The 19137-nt window shown below is 65.7% G+C and carries 20 protein-coding genes and 1 pseudogene; 11 read left to right on the top strand and 10 right to left on the bottom strand.

From position 1 onward, the window contains the following. Window positions 1-31: 31 nt before the first annotated feature. Together E1269_RS03510 and E1269_RS03505 are read right to left on the bottom strand one after the other, a co-directional pair. Window positions 32-1549, bottom strand: coding sequence for a tripartite tricarboxylate transporter permease (locus E1269_RS03510; protein ID WP_131891265.1), 1518 nt, complete (start codon window positions 1547-1549; stop codon window positions 32-34). 4 nt (window positions 1550-1553) lie between these two features. After that, a complete protein-coding gene (locus tag E1269_RS03505; RefSeq protein WP_162606214.1) occupies window positions 1554-2072 on the bottom strand; it encodes a tripartite tricarboxylate transporter TctB family protein in 519 nt (172 codons plus the stop codon). Window positions 2073-2364: 292 nt separating this feature from the next. Here E1269_RS03505 and E1269_RS03500 point away from each other — a divergent pair, with 292 nt between their 5' ends. The 5 genes and pseudogenes from E1269_RS03500 to E1269_RS03480 all read left to right on the top strand — a co-directional run bounded on the left by E1269_RS03500 (window position 2365) and on the right by E1269_RS03480 (window position 6576). Continuing rightward, a complete protein-coding gene (locus tag E1269_RS03500) occupies window positions 2365-3387 on the top strand; it encodes a sugar-binding transcriptional regulator (protein ID WP_162606213.1) in 1023 nt (340 codons plus the stop codon). A gap of 139 nt (window positions 3388-3526) precedes the next feature. Then, window positions 3527-3838: a substrate-binding domain-containing protein gene (locus E1269_RS03495; protein ID WP_131891256.1), complete on the top strand. Its 312-nt coding sequence runs from the start codon at window positions 3527-3529 to the stop codon at window positions 3836-3838. A 350-nt stretch (window positions 3839-4188) separates the two neighbouring features. After that, window positions 4189-5403 carry a carboxylate-amine ligase gene (locus tag E1269_RS33270; RefSeq protein WP_239000756.1) on the top strand — a complete coding sequence of 405 codons (1215 nt, stop codon included), beginning with the start codon at window positions 4189-4191 and terminating at the stop codon, window positions 5401-5403. After that, window positions 5391-5628 (top strand): annotated as a pseudogene (locus E1269_RS34145) (DUF488 domain-containing protein); the annotation flags it as partial. The gene E1269_RS33270 and the pseudogene E1269_RS34145, both read left to right, overlap by 13 nt. Window positions 5629-5715: 87 nt before the next feature. Beyond that, a complete protein-coding gene (locus E1269_RS03480) occupies window positions 5716-6576 on the top strand; it encodes a RibD family protein (protein WP_131891253.1) in 861 nt (286 codons plus the stop codon). 652 nt (window positions 6577-7228) lie between these two features. On the opposite strand, the gene E1269_RS03475 is transcribed toward E1269_RS03480, so the two are convergent. Then, window positions 7229-8146: an NADP-dependent oxidoreductase gene (locus E1269_RS03475; protein WP_131891250.1), complete on the bottom strand. Its 918-nt coding sequence runs from the start codon at window positions 8144-8146 to the stop codon at window positions 7229-7231. 273 nt (window positions 8147-8419) lie between these two features. Between E1269_RS03475 and E1269_RS03470 the strand changes: the two genes are divergently transcribed. Both E1269_RS03470 and E1269_RS03465 read left to right on the top strand, forming a co-directional pair. Then, complete coding sequence (locus E1269_RS03470; RefSeq protein WP_131891247.1) at window positions 8420-8842, top strand: DUF5709 domain-containing protein; 423 nt, start codon at window positions 8420-8422, stop codon at window positions 8840-8842. Window positions 8843-8932: 90 nt separating this feature from the next. Continuing rightward, window positions 8933-9211: a hypothetical protein gene (locus tag E1269_RS03465; protein ID WP_131891244.1), complete on the top strand. Its 279-nt coding sequence runs from the start codon at window positions 8933-8935 to the stop codon at window positions 9209-9211. 28 nt (window positions 9212-9239) lie between these two features. On the opposite strand, the gene E1269_RS03460 is transcribed toward E1269_RS03465, so the two are convergent. The 4 genes from E1269_RS03460 to ctaD form a co-directional block, all read right to left on the bottom strand. After that, window positions 9240-9893: a TetR/AcrR family transcriptional regulator gene (locus tag E1269_RS03460; RefSeq protein ID WP_131891241.1), complete on the bottom strand. Its 654-nt coding sequence runs from the start codon at window positions 9891-9893 to the stop codon at window positions 9240-9242. A gap of 272 nt (window positions 9894-10165) precedes the next feature. Continuing rightward, window positions 10166-11032 (bottom strand): aldo/keto reductase, encoded by an 867-nt coding sequence (locus E1269_RS03455; protein ID WP_131891238.1) that lies wholly within the window; start codon window positions 11030-11032, stop codon window positions 10166-10168. Between the two features lie 532 nt (window positions 11033-11564). Beyond that, the gene (locus tag E1269_RS03445; protein ID WP_203432855.1) at window positions 11565-11912 is read right to left on the bottom strand and encodes a GNAT family N-acetyltransferase; all 348 of its coding nucleotides are present in this window, start codon (window positions 11910-11912) and stop codon (window positions 11565-11567) included. Window positions 11913-11963: 51 nt separating this feature from the next. Further along, window positions 11964-13682, bottom strand: coding sequence for an aa3-type cytochrome oxidase subunit I (ctaD, locus tag E1269_RS03440; protein WP_131891235.1), 1719 nt, complete (start codon window positions 13680-13682; stop codon window positions 11964-11966). 261 nt (window positions 13683-13943) lie between these two features. Between ctaD and E1269_RS03435 the strand changes: the two genes are divergently transcribed. The 3 genes from E1269_RS03435 (at window position 13944) to E1269_RS03425 (ending at window position 16034) form a co-directional block, all read left to right on the top strand. Then, entirely contained in the window at window positions 13944-14633 is a 690-nt protein-coding gene (locus E1269_RS03435; protein ID WP_131891232.1) for an RraA family protein, read from the top strand. A 338-nt stretch (window positions 14634-14971) separates the two neighbouring features. Next, on the top strand, window positions 14972-15445 hold the full coding sequence (msrB, locus tag E1269_RS03430; protein ID WP_131891229.1) for a peptide-methionine (R)-S-oxide reductase MsrB: 474 nt from the start codon (window positions 14972-14974) through the stop codon (window positions 15443-15445). A gap of 286 nt (window positions 15446-15731) precedes the next feature. Continuing rightward, window positions 15732-16034, top strand: a complete 303-nt coding sequence (locus E1269_RS03425; protein ID WP_131891226.1) for a DUF427 domain-containing protein — start codon at window positions 15732-15734, stop codon at window positions 16032-16034. On the opposite strand, the gene E1269_RS03420 is transcribed toward E1269_RS03425, so the two are convergent. Together E1269_RS03420 and E1269_RS03415 are read right to left on the bottom strand one after the other, a co-directional pair. After that, window positions 16027-16389 carry a DUF488 domain-containing protein gene (locus tag E1269_RS03420; RefSeq protein WP_131891223.1) on the bottom strand — a complete coding sequence of 121 codons (363 nt, stop codon included), beginning with the start codon at window positions 16387-16389 and terminating at the stop codon, window positions 16027-16029. The two genes, E1269_RS03425 and E1269_RS03420, sit on opposite strands and share 8 nt — an antisense overlap. Before the next feature lie 158 nt (window positions 16390-16547). Then, entirely contained in the window at window positions 16548-17297 is a 750-nt protein-coding gene (locus tag E1269_RS03415) for a sigma-70 family RNA polymerase sigma factor (RefSeq protein ID WP_131891220.1), read from the bottom strand. A 392-nt stretch (window positions 17298-17689) separates the two neighbouring features. On the opposite strand from E1269_RS03415, the gene E1269_RS03410 reads away from it, so the two are divergent. Continuing rightward, window positions 17690-18172, top strand: a complete 483-nt coding sequence (locus E1269_RS03410) for a hypothetical protein (protein ID WP_131891218.1) — start codon at window positions 17690-17692, stop codon at window positions 18170-18172. 12 nt (window positions 18173-18184) lie between these two features. Here the strand turns inward: E1269_RS03410 and E1269_RS03405 are convergent, their stop codons facing one another. Next, window positions 18185-18814, bottom strand: a complete 630-nt coding sequence (locus tag E1269_RS03405; protein WP_131891215.1) for a TetR/AcrR family transcriptional regulator — start codon at window positions 18812-18814, stop codon at window positions 18185-18187. Window positions 18815-19137: the final 323 nt, after the last annotated feature.

Genomic DNA, 19137 nt, shown 5'->3' with positions numbered 1-19137 from the left:
TCGCCTTCTGGCGCTGATCGGCCCGGACGCATCACCGTCCCTTCCGCGCGGGCCGGAGCTGATGGCCGCCGGCAACCCTCGCGCGCCGCCGTTGCACGACCGCGGGAACAACGAAGGCCACGGCGGTGAGCGCGAAGATGACCAATGCGATGGGCCGCCCCAGGAAGTAGGCCGGATCCCCGTGAGCAAGCTGCAGCGACTGCACCAAGGAGGACTCGATCCGCGGTCCGAGAACGAACGCAAGGATCACCGTGACCCGTGGGATGCCCAGCTTGGCCATGGCCCAGCCGACGAGCCCCATGACCACCAACGTGATCATGTCGAACGTGGTCAGCCGGATCGCGTAGACGCCGACCACGGCGAACATGACGATCGCGACGATGAGCACGTCGCGCGGGATGCTGAGCAGCCGGGTGAACAGGCCGACGAGCGGGAAGTTCAGGATGAGCAGCATGAGGTTGGCCGCGTACATTCCGGCGACGAGGGTAAAGAAGAGCGCGCTCTGCTGCGTGATGAACTCGGGCCCCGGGATGACGCCGTGTACCGTCAGCCCGCTCAGCAGGAGCGCCGCGGGCGGTGCGAAGGGAATGCCCAGCACGAGCAACGGTATGAGCGTCGCCCCCGAGGCGCCGTTGTTCGCCGACTCGGGCCCGGCGACGCCCTCGATGGCGCCTTTCCCGAACTCCTCCGGTCTTCTGGAGACGCGCCGCTCCACCCAGTAGGACGCGTACGTGGAGAGCACGGCCGACGGGCCCGGCGTGAGGCCGAGGCCGAAGCCTACGGCGCTTCCCCGGAACATGGCCGGCACCGAACGGCGCCACTCTGTCCGGGTTGGATAGAGGTCCCGTAGCCGCACGTTCGCGACCTGCGCAGGGACCGCGGAGCGCTCGATCATGAAGAAGATCTCCGCGATGCCGAAGAGGCCGACCGCCACGGCGGTCAGGTCGACGCCCTGGGCCACGTCGAGGCTGCCGAAGTCCAGGCGGGTCGTTCCGGTGAGCGAGTCGAAGCCGATGGTGCTCAGTGCCAGTCCGAAGCCGAGCGCGACCATCGACCTTGCCAGCGAGGTGCTGGTCAGCCGGGAGAGGACCAGCACGGCGAACAGGCCCAGGGCGAGAAACTCCGGAGCGGAGAACCGCAGCGCGAGGTCGCTCAGTGACGGCGCGACCAGCAGCAGCAGCGTCGTTACGAGGGTGCCCGCGATGAACGATCCGACGGCCGCGACCACCAGGGCTGCACCGGCCCGTCCCCGTTTGGTCATCTCGTAGCCGTCGATGGACGTGACTACCGACGATCCCTCGCCGGGCACGCGCATCAGGATCGACGTGGTGGATCCGCCGTACATCGAGCCGAAGTAGATGCCCGCCAGCATGAGCAGCCCTGCTGCCGGGTCCAGCGTGTAGGAGATGGGCAGCAGGACCGCCATGGCGCCGATCGGGCCGATGCCGGGCAGGACACCGACGACCGTGCCGACCAGGACGCCCAGGAACAGTGCCCCGATGGAGACCAGGCTCGCGAGATTCGTGAAGCCGTCGAGAAGCTCTGTCACGAGGTCACAACCGCGTCTTCGGCAGCGGCACGCCGAGCAACTCGGCGAACAGCAGGTAGGTTCCCACCGCCACGATCACTGCCAGGAGCGCCTTGACCCAGACGCGCCGCGAGGAGACGAGCTGCAGCGCGCCGAAGACGCTCACCGTCGCGGCCGGGACGTGCCCGATCAGCTCGAACGTGGCGATGTACAGCACGACCAGCGTTGCGAGCAGTGGGACTCGCCATGCCTTCGGGCCAATGTGTGCGTCCTCGTCGGCGTCGTCGCCCTCACCGCCGACGCTCTCGTCACCGCTGCCGTGCGAGGGTGTGCCGCGCGCGCCCAGCGATTTGGCCGACACGACGAGTGCCGCGAGGAAGAACACCAGGCCCGAGATGACGGGGAAGAAGCCGACACCGGGATCCGCGACGCCTCCGAACGGAAGGCGCAACGAGAGCAGCAGGTACCCGCCGGAGAGGACAAGCGGTGCGTGGTCGATTGCCCGGCGGGCGAGACCCTGGGACGCAGTCGAGCTTTGGTCCACATTGACCAGCCTCCAACGGGGTGCTCGTTTGAGCGAGACTAACGCTCATCTGATGGATGCTACGTCTACCCGGGTCGCAATCCCCGTGTCAAGTGCGAACTTCGACTGTCCTGCTCACCGGAGTGTACGTTCGATTTGGCCGGAAGCGAGACGAGCCGAAAGTAACCAGGCTGGGCCGCACCGAAACATCGACATGCTCATATGAGAGAACTTGCACCACAAATGCTGTCCCTGTCAGAATCATGACAGCTGGTACATGATCAGCTGTCCGGCACAGACGAGTGAGACGAGCATGACCACGGAGCAGGCATCAGGCGGCGAGCTGGACTCCCGTCCCACCAGCGACGAGAGAACGCGCGCCCCACTGCGTGACGACGAGCTGAACCTCACGCTGGAGATCGCGCGACGCTACTACTTCCTTGACCAGACCAAGGTAGCCATCAGCCGGGAGCTGGCTATCAGCCGCTTCCAGGTAGCACGTCTACTGGAGGAAGCTCGCCGCCGAAACATCGTGCGCATCGAGGTCGGCGTGCCAGGTCGCATGAACGCCGACCTGGCCGATGCGCTGCGAAAAGCCCTCGGCATCGAACGCGTCCTGGTCATCGAGACCGCGTCCAGCTCACATGATCACAAGCTACATCTCATCGGGGCGGCCGTCGGCCAGGAGATAGCCGGCGTCGTCGAGCAAGGCAGCGTCCTCGGGCTCACTTGGAGCCGCGCCGTGCGGTCCATGGTCAGCCAACTCGACCACCTGAAGCCGTGCACCGTGGTCCAGCTCGCTGGCCACCTCCCCGTCGGCGACGACGGCGATCCCGGATCGGTCGAACTCGTGCGTCAGGTCGCCACCGTCGCCGGCGGGTCCTGCCTGCCCATCTACGCACCCATGGTGGTGCCGGACGCCGGCACGGCAGACGCCCTCAAATCCCTTCCAGACGTTGCGCGCGCTCTTGACATGGCGGAGAGCTGCAACACCGCAGTCCTCTCCGTGGGCGCGTGGAAGAGTGAGGCGTCCCAGGTGTTCGACGTCCTCTCACCCGCCATCCGGCAAGAGGCAGCCAACCTCGGCGCGATCGGCGAGATGGGCGGCCGGGCGTTCAACCGGGACGGCGAACCCATCAACTCAGTCATCGACCAGCGCATCGTGGGCATCACGCTCGACGCCCTCCGCTCCGTGGACCGCGTCGTGATCACCGCGTTCGGCGCGCACCGCTCCGAGGCCACCGTCGCCGCCACCCGCACCGGACTCATCCACACGCTGGTGGTCGACGAGGACCTAGCCCGAGCCATCCTAGACGACCCGGGAGCGCCAGATTGAGCATCGTCTGCGTGTGCTAGGTCAAGCAAATCGCTCCTTGGGATACGCGAGGACATGTTCGATGAACCGATGGCCCGTATGACGGCGCGTCTCATGTGAAGCGAGCGAAAGCCGAGCCGGCGCGGAGGGCGTCACGGCACTGCTCGAGTCGGACAGAAGTCCCGTCGAGACCGCGATCGTCGGGTCTCGTGACCTGGTGGCGATCGGTGCCGTCGCCGAGCTCCGCCGCCGCGGCGCCGCCATCCCGGACGACCTCACAGTGGTCGGCGTGGACGACGACCCGGTCGCCGCGGCGCTGGGGCTGACCACCCTGCACTATCCCTATGAACTCTCCGGGCGGCTGGCGATGCGACTGCTGCGGTCGATGCTGGAGAGCCCACGCGACTTCGTCCAGGCCCCGGCAATCGAACTCGCGCTGAAGGTGCCCGAGACTTGGAACTGGCGCAGATAGGCATGGTGACGCTTCCCAGTGGGCAACAGGCGGCGGGCTAGGCAATGGGGAGATGTGACGGGAGTCGGGGCAGAGTCGTCTGCCTCGGATCGGCGCGGCCGACGCCTTGGCCGAGCTCGTCGACGGCATCCGGGAGAACGCGACTGGGCTCGCAACCGCCGCTTCGGCCGTCCCGCCACCGCCCTGCTGGGGCAGGCCCGCTCACCAATCCCAGTGAATCCATGGACGCCGAGAAGCGGCGAGCTGCGCTCGCTCATGGGGATGTCTGTTCGGGGTAGTACTGAGTCCAGCCGGTGGCTCGACTACCGGCCGGTCGCGAAGGATGGGTACCGGATGCCGATCGACAGTCGTTGCTGGCGACCCTCATCCGGATCATGGTCGTGAATCAGCTGACGAACGCGACTCGGTACGCTGACCGCCCGTCGGTGGGAGTGGAGGAGGAGTTCCTCCTCGTGGATCCGCGGACCAGTCTTGTCGTGCCGAAGAACGGCGCGGTGGTCGCCGCTGCTCACCGTTTGGGTGGCGAACTCGACGTCGAGGTCACCCGAATGCAAGTGGAGACGAGGACGCCGGTCTGTACCGACCTCCGCGAACTGCGCGGTGAGGTTCTTCGCCAGCGGTTGATGGCGGCGGCCGCGGCGAGACGGGCCGGCGTTCAGCTTGTGGCCGCCGGTGTTCCCATCGCCGACGAGCTGCATCAGCTCGTGACGGACAAGCCGCGCTATCGGCGGATGGCGGACCACTACGGCATCCTCGTCCGTGAGTCCGGACTGTGCGGCTGTCACATTCATGTCGGCGTTGCTGACCGGGAGAACGCAGTGCAGCTCAGCAACCATGTGCGCCCCTGGCTCCCGGCGCTGCTCGCCCTGACAGCCAACTCCGCCGTTCATCGTGGGGAGGACACCGGTCATTGCAGCTGGAGGACTGTGCTGATCGCCCGTTGGCCATGTTCGGGCCCACCACCGTACTTCGACTCGGCGCGCGACTACGACGCCGCCGTTTCGAGGTTGCTCGACGCGGGCGCGGTTCTCGACGAGACGATGGTGTCTTGGAGCATCCGGCCGTCGCACCACCTGCCGACGCTGGAAGTGCGGGTCAGCGATGTGCCGGCCACAGCTGACGAAACCATCGTCCTCGCCGCGCTGGTGCGTGGTCTGGTGGCCGCCGCTACAAGAGAGATACGGGCCGGTCGCGAGGCACCGCGGATCCCGGACGACCACCTCCGCACCGCCTACTGGCTCGCCGCCCACGACGGGATGACGGGCCGAGCATTGGACGTGCACACCGCCCGCTCGACGACGCCGGCCGAACTCGTCGGAACGTTGCTGGACCACGTACGCGCGGACCTCGAAGACCTCGGCGACCTTCGCTACGTCGCCAGGACGGTCGAGCGAATCCTCGAGAAAGGCAACGGCGCGCAATGGCAACGCCGGGCACTCGCACGACGCGGCCGAAGCACCGACGTGGTCGCCGTCGCCGCGCAACGCACGCTGCAGCCGCTGGATGGCTCCCACACCAGCGTGCCAATGGTCCGGCATCCGCCTACCGACTCATCTCCACGGTGAAACGCGTCTACGACGCCTGAGCCTGCCGACGGGTTCCGGGTCCTGGTTGACCGGCTGTGGCCGCGCGGGCTGCCCAAGGGCCATGCCGCCTTGGACCTGTGGGCCAAAGATGTGGCGCCGAGCTCGATGTCGCGGCACTGGTTCGCTCATCGTGAGGACCGGTCCGCCGAGTTCACCGCTCGCTATGTGGCGAAACTCGACAAGAACCCGGCAGTCGATGATGTCCTCCGTCGGGTGATGCGCGACAGTGGTCGCGCCTGACCGGCGACCCGGGGCCCAGTCGATCCGCTCGACGCACGCACATCGGCGTGGATGTGCTGGTTGAAGCGCTCGGCTAGCGGGCGGAAGGAAGCGCTGGTCACTGACACACCAGGGCGTGTTGAGGCTACCTTCGGGGACATGACTGGACCTGGTTCCCAGCGGCCACGTGTCGTGCTCACCACGACCGTCAGTGTGGACGGCCGCGTGACCACCAGCCGGCGCGAACGGCTGCTCGACCCGGACGTATGGGAGAGGTGGCGGGCGGTGTGGCCTCCGGACGTGGAAGGGCTCATTGAGGAGCGCCGGAGTTGGATCGAGGAGCACCACGCGCCCACGGTCACTCTGGAGGGCAGCGGCACGTTCGTAGCTGACGAGGCCGTCTCCCCGCGGGTCGACGCTCACCGCCCGGACGACACACTGTTGGTCGACTACCTGCCGCGGCGGGCGTCGCGATGGTTCGTCGTGGTGGACAGTCGTGGTCGCGTGGACTGGCAGTTCACAGGGGACGATGAGACAGCCCTGCTCGTGCTTGTCTGTCGTGACACCCCCTCGGGCTACCTAAGGCATTTGCGCGGGACGGGGATCGGCTACTTGGTAGTCGGCGACGAACGGGTCGACCTGGGCGTGGCGCTTCAGCAGCTCGGGAGCGTGCTGGGCGCCAGGGCGGTCGTGGCCGACGGAGGTGGCGGCATCAACGGAGCACTCCTTCGCGCCGGCCTCATCGACGAGGCGCACGTGATCACCTTTCCTGCCCTCGTCGGAGGCCTGGGCACGCCCTCCTTCGTGGATGGACCGGCCCTCTCATCAGACGAGCGGCCCACCGCTCTGCGAACGCTCGGACTCCAGCAGGGTCACGCAGGGAGCGTCTGGGCACGCTACAAGGTGGAGCACGCAGCACCGCGCTCTGTCTGACCAGCGCATATCAATATCCGTGGGCACACACATGCAAGGACTTGTGCTGTGAACATCCCGATCTCGGCAGCTCCGCACGGCCGGGCTCGGTCGCGCAGTTCGCTGGGCCGCGTGGGAACCATCTAGGTCTTTGCGCTGTGTCGCGCATCAGGTGGCGTGGATCTGTCGCACCTCACCTGACGCAGGACACCCGGCAGTCGATGAGCTCTTCGCTCAGATGGGTTCCCACGCTGTCGTCACCCAGCTCTTCGGTGCGCGCGACCGCGCCTCGACCAGGCTGTGGTGCTGGCCGACTTCTTTCGCGGCGCGTCAGCAGGGATCAGCCGAAATCCCGAACGCCCCTGCCGAACCCGCGTGTTCCGCGAAGCTCAGCCCGTGTTCTTCGCCTCATTTCGCCCCTCGGAGATCGGCCTGCTCCCGGCTGGTCCGGGAGCAGGCCGGCGCAGCCGCCTCTGCCGTCGTGGGCTAGAGGCGCTTCTCTCGCGCTGAGATAGCGGTAGGCGCTCAGCTGCCCTGCGACCGGCGCATGTGTTCTGGTTTCGTGTTCGAAGCGCCCACCCGCTGGGACGGCCAAATGATCAACGCGTACTCCGACTCGACGACGGCCGCGGGGCGGCTGCTCCATGGGGCTCACTCGCTGTCGCGGCGCTGCTTAGGGACGAACGCGGATGATCGTCTTTCCCTTGAGCCGCTCGGTCGGGTTGAGAGCCGCGACGGCGTCGTTGAGGGTGGCCACAATGCCGATGTTCGTCCGCAGCCGCCCGTCACGCGCCCGCTGGACGATCTCACCCAGTTGCGCGCGATCGGCCTCGACGACGAAGTCGACCGCCAGGCCGTCGGCCGGCTGCGCCTCGGGCGGACCGGCGATGGTCACGAGCATCCCGCCGGCTCGGATGAGGCCTGCGGACCGCTTCTGGATGTCGCCGCCGATGACGTCGAAGACCACATCGACCATGCCGACATCTTCGAGCGAGTCGTTCTCGAGGTCGACGAACTCCTGCGCACCGAAGTCGAGTGCGCTGTGCCGGTCGGCGGCACGCCCAGTGCCGATGACGTAGGCGCCGGCCTCACGGGCCAGCTGCGTCACCATCGAGCCCACTCCACCGGCCGCGCCGTGCACGAGAATGCTCTGCCCCACTTCGAAGCGGCCGTGCACGAACAGGCCCTGCCACGCCGTCAGGCCCGAGATCGGCAGGCTCGCGCCAACCGTGAAGTCGACGTCGCCCGGCAGTGGGGCGAGGTTACGCGCCTCGACCGCCACGTACTCGGCCAGGGTGCCGTCACGAGTCCAGTCCGTGAGCCCGAACACCCGCTGTCCTACCGACAGCCCCCTCGTGCCGTAGCCGAGCGCGCTCACGACCCCGGCGACTTCGTGCCCAGGGATCGACGGCGTCCGGTCACGGCCGAGCCGATCGGTGAAGTTCGAGGGCCACGTCAGCTCGCCGGGGGTGAATCCCGACGCGTGAACCGCAACGACGACGTCGTTCCCAGCTGCCTCTGGTTCCGGCCGCTCCCTCAGCGTCATCCCGGCCGTTCCCGCGGCCTCATCGGTCACCACGATCGCCTTCATCAGGCACCTCCCTGTGTCAGTCCTCGCCTGCACGGCACGTTCGGTCTACAAGCTATTGGTGGCGCCGAAGCTCAGCGTGTTATCACTCAGATCATCCATCAACTGGCCCCGATGGTCCAGTTGTCGGCTAGACGCGGTACGCTCTGCCTGGAGCGAAGTGGCACCCTCCAGCGACACCCAGCAAGCCCCAACAGCCCCCGTTTTCCGAGGTACGCCACTGGAGCGCCCCCCGGCCTGGCCACCTGGCCAGGCCAAAAGATCAGAGGAGACGTTATGGACGAATACGTCCCGGGACTGCTGCCGCCGGAGGAGAGTCTCGATGACGAGGAACTCGGCGACGACATTGATGGGCCGGGCTACTCGCCGCCGGATCGCCCGATCGGAAGTACGGCCTGGGGGGTTACTGCCTACGAAGCCAGCATGCATGAGCCCCTCAGCCTCAGACTTGCCCATGAGGTGCCCGACGTCGGAGCTGACGAGTTCGGCGACGGGACGGATGACGCGTCGGAGATCTCCGGTGAGCTGATCGACGACCAGACCGGAGACGCGAGAGCGGGTCGGCTCGTCTGGGCTGACCAGGATCCCGCCGACCCGTCGTCGGACTTTCTGGCCGAGGATGTCGGCATCGACGGCGGTGCCGCTTCCGCGGAGGAAGCCGCGATTCACATCATCCCAGACGACACGTACGGGGCGTGAGAACTCGGCGCAAGGGTGTCGGGAAGCCCGTGAATACCACCACGTTCAACGAGATGCGTGGGCCACCAGGACCGAGGAGAGGATCCAGCGATGGGCGGGCGTCAGGCCCAGGAGCTCGACACGCTGCTGAGCAGCATCCCAGAGGGCTGGTCTCGTGCGGAAGTCGATGGACAGGCGTGGGGCGTGCGGCGTGTCACTCGTGCAGGAGGCAAGGTGATCTCTCTCAACGCCGAGCGCCTCGGCGACACCGAGCAGCTCGGCGCCAACGTCTGGATCACATCTGACGGGCCTGTTCTCCGGCCGTGTGAGGTGCCGGCGGACAAGGTCATGCGGTTTCTTCGCGCCGCGTCGAGATGGTATTCCGCGTAGGGATGACCGGGGGCGTGCGAGCGTGCCTCTACGAGGCCGCGACCGGTGTGCCGCCGAGGTGCCGGAGATAGGCAAGCGCCAGGTCGATCGAGGCCGCCATGGGCGCGACGTCGCGGAATGCCTGGGTCAACAGGTAGCCGCCCTGCACAGCCGCGATCAGACCCATGGCGAGTTGTGAGATGTCAGCTTCCGGCGGGATGACACCCGCCTTCTGGAACCGCCGCAGGAGGTCTTCGAAGAGTTCCTGCCATACGGAGAACAGGTCTTGGAGCTTCTTGCGCGCGATCGCGTCGTGATCGGCGACCTCGATGACCAGCGAACCCAACGGGCACCCATACCTGCCCTTGCGCAGGGCGTTGTTCTCGACCAGTCCATCCCTCCAACCCGTCAGCTCTACGAGCGTCGTCACCTTGCTCAGCCGCCGCCGTTCGACAGCGATCGTACGGTCCCCCACCAGCTCGATAACGGCCCTGACCAGCGCCTGCTTGTCTTCGAAGTGCCGGTACAGCTGCGACTTGCTCACGTTGCTGGCTGCGATGACGTCATCGAGGGTCGTGCCGCCGACACCTTGTACGTGCATCAGGTCGGCTGCCGCGGCGATGATCCGAGACCTCGTCTTCGCGCCACGCGCCGTCAGCCGCGAGGCCGCGGCCTGGCTTGAACTCTCCTCCAAGCGGGCCATGCTACTGACATCCTCCTGTTGAGCGGGCTCATCGCGCAGGCCAGGAGAGAGTGCTGTGAGCCGAGTCTCGTACCTCACACGATCTGGCGTGACCTGAGCGGGGGTGGCTCGACGGCATCCGCGTAGCCCGTTCGAGAGGCCGCCCGTGGCTACGCTCAGACTGGAACCCCTGATCATGGTGAGCGACTGATGAGCTGGTTACGTTGATCGTCCCTTCATGAATAGACCACAGCGTTGTCCGAACAATCGGCGAACCGCTTTCTGGAAGTCGATCAAAGTTTCGTTGTCAACCGATTCAGGTTGTCCATTTCGGCTGCCGTCAAGGGAATGTCTACCGCGGACACGTTGTCGTGCAGATGCTGGATGCTCAGCGTTCCGGGGGTCGGGAGCATCGAGAGCGAGCGTTTCAAGAGCCAGGCAAGAGCAAGCTGTGCAGGTGTGGCACGGTGCCGCCGCGCTATCTCCGCCAGGGGTCCGTCCTGGCTGGCCAGCACTCCGGTGGCCAGTGGAAGCCACGGTATGAACCCGACGTTCGCCGCTTCCGCGTACTTCAGCAACGGCTCAGCGGCCCGGTTGATGAGATTGTATTCAGCTTGGACCGTCGCGATCTCCGCGAATTTTTGCGCCTCCTCCAGTTCGGCGACCGACACGTCCGCCAACCCGATTTGTCCGATCTTTCCTTCTCGCTGCAGGTCAGCGAGAAGTCCGATCTGATCAGCGATCGGGACACGAGGGCTGAAGCCATGCAATTGAAACAGCGGTATGCGATTGAGCTTCAGAGACCACAGCCGCGTCTCGATCTGCTGGCGAAGGAACGAAGGCCGTGGCAACGGCTCCCACTGCCCCTCCGGTGATCGAACCAGCCCACCTTTGACCATCAGAACCAAGTCTTCGGGATACGGGCTCAGCGCTTGCGCAATGAGTTCCTCATAGTCGAACGGGCCGGATGACTCGGCAACGTCAATGAGATTCACGCCAAGATCGACCGCTTCTCGGAGTACCCGCGCTGCTTCGGCGGCATTTTTCGGGTGATTCCACACACCGGACGCGTTAATCCGAGCGGTCCCGAGCCCGAGCCGAGTGACCGGGTGACCTCCGATCGCGAAGATGCCGCATCGATCGGGCAGGGTTCCACGCATTGTGTGTCCTCCAAGATTGCTGTGAACGGCGCCGGTATGTAGTAGTCAACTGTCAGTGCGTTCATCGGCTTGGCCTACGTCCGGCGGTGCCGCGACCGGAAGGTCCAGGTCATATCGACGCAAACGGAACACATAGAGTCGTGTCTGGTAGTACTTGTCGGTTTGCCCGACCCGGTCCATCCCCATGCGCCGCGCGGCAGCCGCGGCGCGTCGATTCTCCGGACGCGAGACAGCGAAGATCTCGTCCGTGCCGGCGTTGAAGGCGTAGTGGGCGATCGCGTGGCCGGCTTATCTGCCGCATGGCCGCTCTGTCGCGAATGCGGTTCATGGCCGGCGTCAGCCATCGAGTGACCTCTGCGTCACCGAAGATGCTCAGGGCCGCTTCAACATCGGGCATCGTCCACGGCGCCAACTCAAGGACCGTGGTCCGAATCAGCGCCCCGTCGATGCCGACCGAATGCGAGCTCTGTGCCATCCTCTGCGCTCCCCTAGCTGGTGAAATCTCTGATTCCGGGTGCGGTCCGGGTGTTCGTCAGTTGGTGCGTTCGCGGGGCGCGCGGTCGGGTACCGTTGCGCGGCCCGGGAAGCGACCGTCGACGAGGTCCTTGTATTCGGGGTGGTTGGCGATGTAGCCCGCGACGAAAGGGCAGTAGTTGGTGAGTTTCAGGTCTTGCGTTCGCAGGTCGTCCAGGGCGTGTTTGGCAAGCCGGGTGGCGATCCCTCGACCGCGGTACTCGGGCTCAACGATCGTGTGGCTGAGCGTCACACGTTCACCGCCTCGCGGTGTGTGGTAGACGATCATGCCGACAACCTGCCCGTCGATCACGGCCTCGTACGATCCGTTGTCGCTGGTCTTCCGTACATTCATCTCGGTGTTCACGTAGTTCCTCCTGATATTCCTTCTGGTGGTGCCGTCGGGACGGTGAGGCGTTCATGCCTCGGTCCGCGGGTGCTCAACTGTCGGCGTGGGCGGCCTGGCGTGCACCGGCTTCTTGTCCGCTTCGTCTGCGGCTTCGGGGAATTTGAGGTCGAACGCCGGGCGCTCGCTGCGGATGCGCGGCAGCGAGGTGAAGTTGTGCCGCGGCGGCGGGCACGACGTCGCCCACTCCAGCGAGTTCCCGAAGCCCCACGGGTCGTCGACCTCGACCTTGGGCGCGAGCCGGGTCTGCCAGACGTTCCACAGGAACGGCAGGGTCGACGCGGCGAGCACGAACGCGAACACCGACGAGAACTGGTTGAGGAACGTGAAGCCGTCGGCGGCGTCGTAGTCGGAGTAACGACGCGGGAAGCCCTCGACGCCCAGCCAGTGCTGCACCATGAACGTGCCGTGGAAGCCGATGAACAGCAACCAGAAATGCACCTTGCCGAGCCGTTCGTTCAGCATCCTGCCGGTGAACTTCGGCCACCAGAAATAGAAGCCGGCGAACATCGCGAACACGACCGTGCCGAACACGACGTAGTGGAGATGCGCCACCACGAAATAGCTGTCGGACACGTGGAAGTCCAGCGGCGGCGACGCCAAGATTACGCCGGTCAGACCGCCGAACAGGAACGTCACGAGGAACCCGATGGCGAACAGCATGGGGGTCTCGAACGTGATGGACCCGCGCCACATGGTTCCGATCCAGGTGAAGAACTTCAGCCCCGTCGGAATGGCGATGAGCATAGTCGTGGCCGCGAAGAACGGTAGATTCACCGCTCCGGTGACATACAAGTGATGTGCCCAGACAGCCGCCGACAACGCCACGATCGCGATCGTCGCCGCCACCATGCCGGTGTAGCCGAAGACCGGTTTGCGGCTGAACACCGGTATGACTTCGGTGATGATGCCGAAGAACGGCACCGCGATGATGTACACCTCGGGATGGCCGAAGAACCAGAACAGGTGCTGCCACAGGATCGCGCCACCGGCCGACGGGTCGAAGATCAGAGTGCCGAGTTTGCGGTCGGCGAACATCGCGAACAGCGCGGCCGCGATCATCGGGAACGCGATCAGCACCAGGATCGACGTCACCAGGATGTTCCAGGTGAAGATCGGCATCCGGAACATCGTCATCCCCGGCGCGCGCATGCAGACGATGGTGGTGATGAAGTTGACCGCGCCGAAGATGGTGCCGAACCCGCTCATCGCCAGCCCGGCTACCCACAGGTCACCGCCCGCGCTGGGGCTGTAGACGGTGTTGTGCAGCGGCGCGTAGGCGAACCAGCCGAAGTCGGCCGCGCCGCCCGGGGTGATGAAGCCGGCGCAGACGATGAGCCCGCCGAACAGGAACAGGTAGAAGCTGAACATGTTCAGCCGCGGGAACGCGACGTCGGGCGCGCCGATCTGCAGCGGCACGATGATGTTGCCGAAGCCGATGAACAGCGGCGTGGCGAACAGCAGCAGCATGATCGTGCCGTGCATGGTGAACAGCTGGTTGTACATCTGGTCGCCGACCACCTGGCGCCCGGGCGAGAACAGCTCGGCGCGGATGAACAGCGCCAGCACGCCGCCGAACAGGAAGAACCCGAACGACGCGATCAGGTACATGTACCCGATGATCTTGTGATCGGTGGACGTGATCCACCGCACTACCACGCTGCCTCTCCGCAAGGGCTGCACGGCTGCCCGTGATCCGGCCAGCGACTGCCGGCTCGCGATGAAGCTCATCCCTTCACCACGAACGCGGCCATGTGAAGCGCGCCCCCCTGCTCCCGCAGCCTCGTTGCGCAACACCACGCCACGTGGATGGGGTGTCGCTGTCGGATCGTTCGCTCATGCCCATTAGTGCCACAAGCCGACGTGATTCTTACGGTCGGCGGCGGACACGAAGAACTCGAGACGTAAGACTCAGGACCGGCAGTGTCACAGACCCCAAAGACGCGGCAACGTCACGAGCCGATGAACTGGGAGGGAGCGGAAAGACCTGCTATGACCACCTCTCCTCGTGCCTCGGGCGATCCCGTCTCCCGCCGGCAGCTCGCCGCCTCCTTGACGTGTGCCGACATCGTCGACGCCCTGGGCCGCCGACACCGCCACCGTGCGCACCTCCGGAATCTGACATCACCAACGCCCGGCAGGAACCTGTTCGGCCAGGCGATCACCATCTCCTACTTCCCCAGTTGTTCGACGTGCCTCGCCCCGGCGACACACACGTTCGGAGCGCTCTTCGAACAGGCCATCGGGACCGACGGCACCGACAAGGTCCTCGTACTGGCAAGCAATGGTTACACCGAAACATCGGTGGGCGGCGGGACGAAACTGGTACGGCTGGAACATCACCGACTCGCGGGGCTGTTGACAGATGCTCGGCTACGCGACTTCACCGAGCTCAGCGAGTACTCATTCGCAGCCTACTGCTCAGGGGAAACGCCGCGAGCGGGAGGCGAGGAGATCACTCCGTATCAGGCCAACGTCCCGGTGGTGCTCCGAGGTGGTGTCGGCGTTCACCCCGGCCAATACATCTTCGCCGACGCCTCCGGCGCTGTCGTGATTCCCGAGCTGGATATCGACGACGTACTGTCGAGTGCACTCGAGATCCGCGCCCAAGATGCACATACTCGCGAGCAGCTCGCTGCCGACCACCGCGCCGCGGTCGAGGCATCGCGACGATGCTCGTGAATGCGCCCTGGGTGACCTGCGGGCGAGCTGACTTTCCACCCACGACTGCCGGTTCGCGGCAGATTTCATCGTGATCGGCGGCGGACGCTGCGAGTCGCGTGCCTCGTCGTAGTTACGCCGACTTCTTGCGTGGCCCGAATCCTAATTCGGGTTGATGGCTTTTCGGTGGAGGTTCTTTCCGGTCAGGTTCGTGTCGGCTCACGGCGTTTCCCCGGACCGGCTGCCTGCACATCGACGGCCAGAGGTAAGGACCGGGTCCGACGGCGGCACTCACCTCTAGAGGAAGGCGGCCAAACATGGCCGCCGGAACCGAACTTCCCCCTCGAAGGACTTCACTGATGAGCCAGGCGTACAGCAAAGATCCCGACATGATCAAGGCCCTGAACCCGGAGCAGTTCGCGGTCACGCAGCAAGGATCGACCGAACCCCCGTTCGACAACGACTTCTGGAACCACAAGGACGAAGGGATCTACGTCGACGTCGTCTCCGGCGAGCCCCTGTTCGCCTCGATCCACAAGTACGACAGCGGCACGGGCTGGCCAAGCTTCACTGCCCCGATCGATACGACGAATATCACCGAACTCCACGACCGTAGCCACGGGATGATCCGTACCGAAGTGCGCTCGGCACACGGCGACAGTCACCTCGGCCACGTCTTCGACGATGGACCCGCCACCTCTGGCGGCCTTCGCTACTGCATCAACTCCGCAGCATTGCGGTTCATCGCGGCCGACGACCTGGAACGCGAAGGTTACGGCGACTACAGACGCCTGTTCGAGACGACCACCCAGGGCGAAGAAGACAAGGCGTGAAGACCGAGCGGGCCATACTCGTCGAGGGACTGGTTGTAGGGCATACCTCCAGCGCAACACGGATACACATGCAGCTTCGTCCGACCTGAGTCGGTTCTCCCCGAGAAGGACGCAGCGCCCGGGCGTGAGACCACCTATGGGCGCGCCGGTCGCCGGCAGGTGACTGCCCATCTCGATCACGCGGTGGCGGAGAACCCGGTGTCTGTGGCCCACAAGGGCAGACGCAGCTGAGCCGGGCCGATCCCTCTCGCCCCGCGGCGACCCGACGACACCTGGAGGCACACACATGAAGGTCACCATCGACGGCGCGGTGATCGCCGAAGCGGCCGGCGACGACGTCGTCAAGATCGAAGGCAACTGGTACTTTCCGCCCTCGTCGATCACGCCGGGAACGCTGAGCGAGAGTCCCAAGCCCTACATCTGCGCATGGAAGGGGGTCGCGCAATATTACGACGTGGCAGCTCCGCGTGGAACGCGGAAGGATGCCGCCTGGAGCTACCCCGACCCGCTGGAGTCAGCCGCGGACGCCGTCGGGCGGAACTTCGCCGGCTACGTTGCGTTCGACAGGGCCTTCGCGACCATCAGTTGAACCTGGCCGGCGCGCCTCGAAGGTAGTCGGCCAGTACCACCGCCTGATTGAAACGCTGGTCGCGTGCACCGAACAGCAACGTCACAACCGCGTGTGGGCGCAACTGTGTGATGAGCTCGTCGAGTGCGGGGTTGTTGTCGAGCTCGGCCACGTAGCGAGTGGTGAACTCGGCGAACCGGTCCTCACGATGAGCGAACCAGCTCCGCAACGCCGAGCTCGGCGCCACGTCCTTGGCCCACAAGTCCAAGGCGGCCTCGTCCCTTGACAGCCCGCGCGGCCACAACCGGTCGACCAGAACCCGGAACCCATCGGCAGGCTCCGGCCCCTCGTAGACACGTTTCGTCTTGATCTCCATCCGCTCCCCCGAATACCGCCACAGCACCGTCCAGAACAGCGCGGCCCGCAGCCCCGGGCTGTGCGCAACCGGAGCCTATTGTCCGCCGTGGTGTCCGTCGCGCGTTGCCGGTGCTGAACAATCTCCGCACACGAGGGCGACGCGTGTTGGGCGCGCAGTCATGACGCAGTGAGAGGTTGAAGCTGGGCATGCTCGATGTCGTCACGCGTCCGCTGCTGTTCAGGCAGGTAGCCGCCGCGGACGAGGGTGGAGCGGAGCTTCTTGCGAGCGTCGAACATCGTCTTGTAGATCGCGTTGTGTGTAGAGTCGAGCCGGCTGGCGAGCACGTTCATCGGCGTCTCGTCGAGCACCAGGGCGACGAAGACCGCGCGCTGCCTGGCCGTCAGCGCTTCGTCGACAGCGTGTCGGACGGCGTTTGCGAGGTCGCGCGCTTCGACCCAGTCTTCGGGGCCGCCGCCACGAGCGGGGAATGCGTCCCAGTCTCCGTCGTCGAGCGCCATGCCGGCACGTTGCCAGAAGTGGCGGTTGACCTTGCCCGCCACTGCGAAGATCACGAACTTGTACGCCCAGGTGGTGAACTTGCTCTCGCCCCGGAAGGCCTCGACTTTACTGGTGATGGTGAGCAGCGCGTCCGCTGCGGCTTGATGAGCGAGATCGTCCGCCTCGGGGCCTGCGAGCTGGAGCCGGGATGCGACCCGCCGGGCTTCGGCTTGAGCCGCGCGGAGCAGAAGTGAATAGAGATGCCGGCTGGCGCGTTCCTGGGTGTCCCCGGTGGCGCTGAGTCCGCGCACCCAATCCTGGTTCTCCCGGATGACGTCCGCGGTGAGAACCCGTGCGCTGTTGCCACCAACTGCTGGAGGGAGGCCCGGCGTGTCCGTTCGGGGCGGGTCGTTCTCTTCGATCGGCATGGTTCTCCTCGAGCGGCGATCGTCACCTGGTACTCAGCCCGTTCAGGTGGTCAGGAACTACGCTACATGGACGATATAGTCCATTACAAGCCGGTAGAGACTTCCCGATCACGGAATGCTCTCGCCTTACGAGTGCCGTCATCGTGCCGAAGAACGTGTCTTGACGTGGTCATATAGCTGTGCCCGGCGCGCACATGAACCTCCGCGCAGCACCGGCACGGGTCGCGCCCTATGGACTACAACGTATGATCCTCGGCCGTACCCCGAGGGGAGCGCCTGGCAACTAGGCAGTTCATCGCTACTACTTCGTTCCCTGGGCGGCCAGGGATGTCTACCTGGTGGACTGTACCGTCCACCCCCAACTGGAAGACTGTGAGACGGGAAGATCAAGAATGGGCTCTGAAGACCACGACGACGACGGTTCGCCGATGGACCACGGTGCATGTCCGGGCGTGGAGGCTATGGCCGACCCGTCCAGCGATACCTTGTGCTGGGGGCGTTTGCCACTGTGCAGTCTGGACTCGCTCGAGGACCTAGCGCGTTGGCGCGATGAGATCATAGGGGTGCATCGGCACATGATCCTTGGCGCGGTCGCGGCGCCCGATGCGGCCGGCTGCACGTGCAAGGGCGACGGTTCACTGATATCGCGTCTCGTCCCCCTCGACACACTGGAGGCGTGGCTGGCGGCCGGCCTCGACCGAATGCGGAAGAACGGTGAACTGGTGCTCGATACGAATCCGGCCAGGCTGGCCATGGCCTTGACAGCTGCGCTGGAGGGCGGATCGCTGCTGGCCAGAACGAGCCGGGATATCGCCCGGCTGGAGGCCGCGCTCGACCTGGCGCTGAGCCATGTCCGCTCGTATTCTGCCAGGTGAGCACCGTGCTCCTCAGGCTGAGACGAACGCTCTGACGTGATCGAGCGCCATGTCGAGCGCAATCTCCATGGGTGCGACGTCATGAGCGGCCTGGGCCAACAGGTAACCCCCTTGCAGCGCGGCCATCAGCCCGGTCGCGAGCCTTCGAGGGTCGGCGCCGGCCGCGAGTGTCCGGGCCTCCTGCATGCGACGCAGGCCGGCCTCAATGAGGCCTTCCCACTCGTCGAAGGTCTGTGCCAGGGCCAAGCGGGCGACTTCGTCCTGGTCGGAGACCTCGCCGGCGAGAGCGCCGAGCATGCAGCCGTACGCACCCTTCTGCAGCGCGTTGCGCTGGACGAGCGCGTCCCTCCACCGAACCAGGCCGTTGAACGATCTGAGTCGCTGTAGCGCCGCGCGCTCGCGCTCCAGGATCTCTTCCGCACGTAGCTGGACCACGGCGCGGACCAGCTGCTCCTTGTCGGAGAAGTGGTTGTAGAGCTGAGACTTGCTCGTGCCACTCGCGGCGAGGACCTCGTCCAGAGTGGTCGAACTGACCCCCTTGACGTACATGAGCTCGGCAGCAGCGGCGACGATACGCCGCCTCGTCGCCGCGCCGCGGGGCGTGAGCCTCGGCTCCACTTCGGCACTCTCTGACCTGGTCACGAAGGCAAGGCTACCGGCCTGGTTGATCGGAGCCGGTCAACCGGCCCTGCGCAGGCACAACGGACAGACCGCACCACCAACGCCGTCGACGCGAGGAGACTGGACCGCAGAGACCACCCAGTGTCCATTCAACAACGTGACATCACACCCGGGCGGAAGCAGACTTACGACATGATGGCGGAGCGCAACACCGATTTGAGCATGGCGCGACGCTGGCGCGCCCTGGTACGCCGTGATGGTCACCTTCAGGGTCCGCAGACGGGCCTGGCATCGATGGTCGGACACGGTCAGACGGCCGGGCCAGCCGACTTCTTCGAGTATGA

The sequence above is a fragment of the Jiangella asiatica genome (assembly GCF_004349065.1).
GTDB lineage: Bacteria > Actinomycetota > Actinomycetes > Jiangellales > Jiangellaceae > Jiangella > Jiangella asiatica.
Note: the sequence above shows the minus strand (reverse complement) of the source record. Positions and strands in the feature narration are given on the sequence as shown.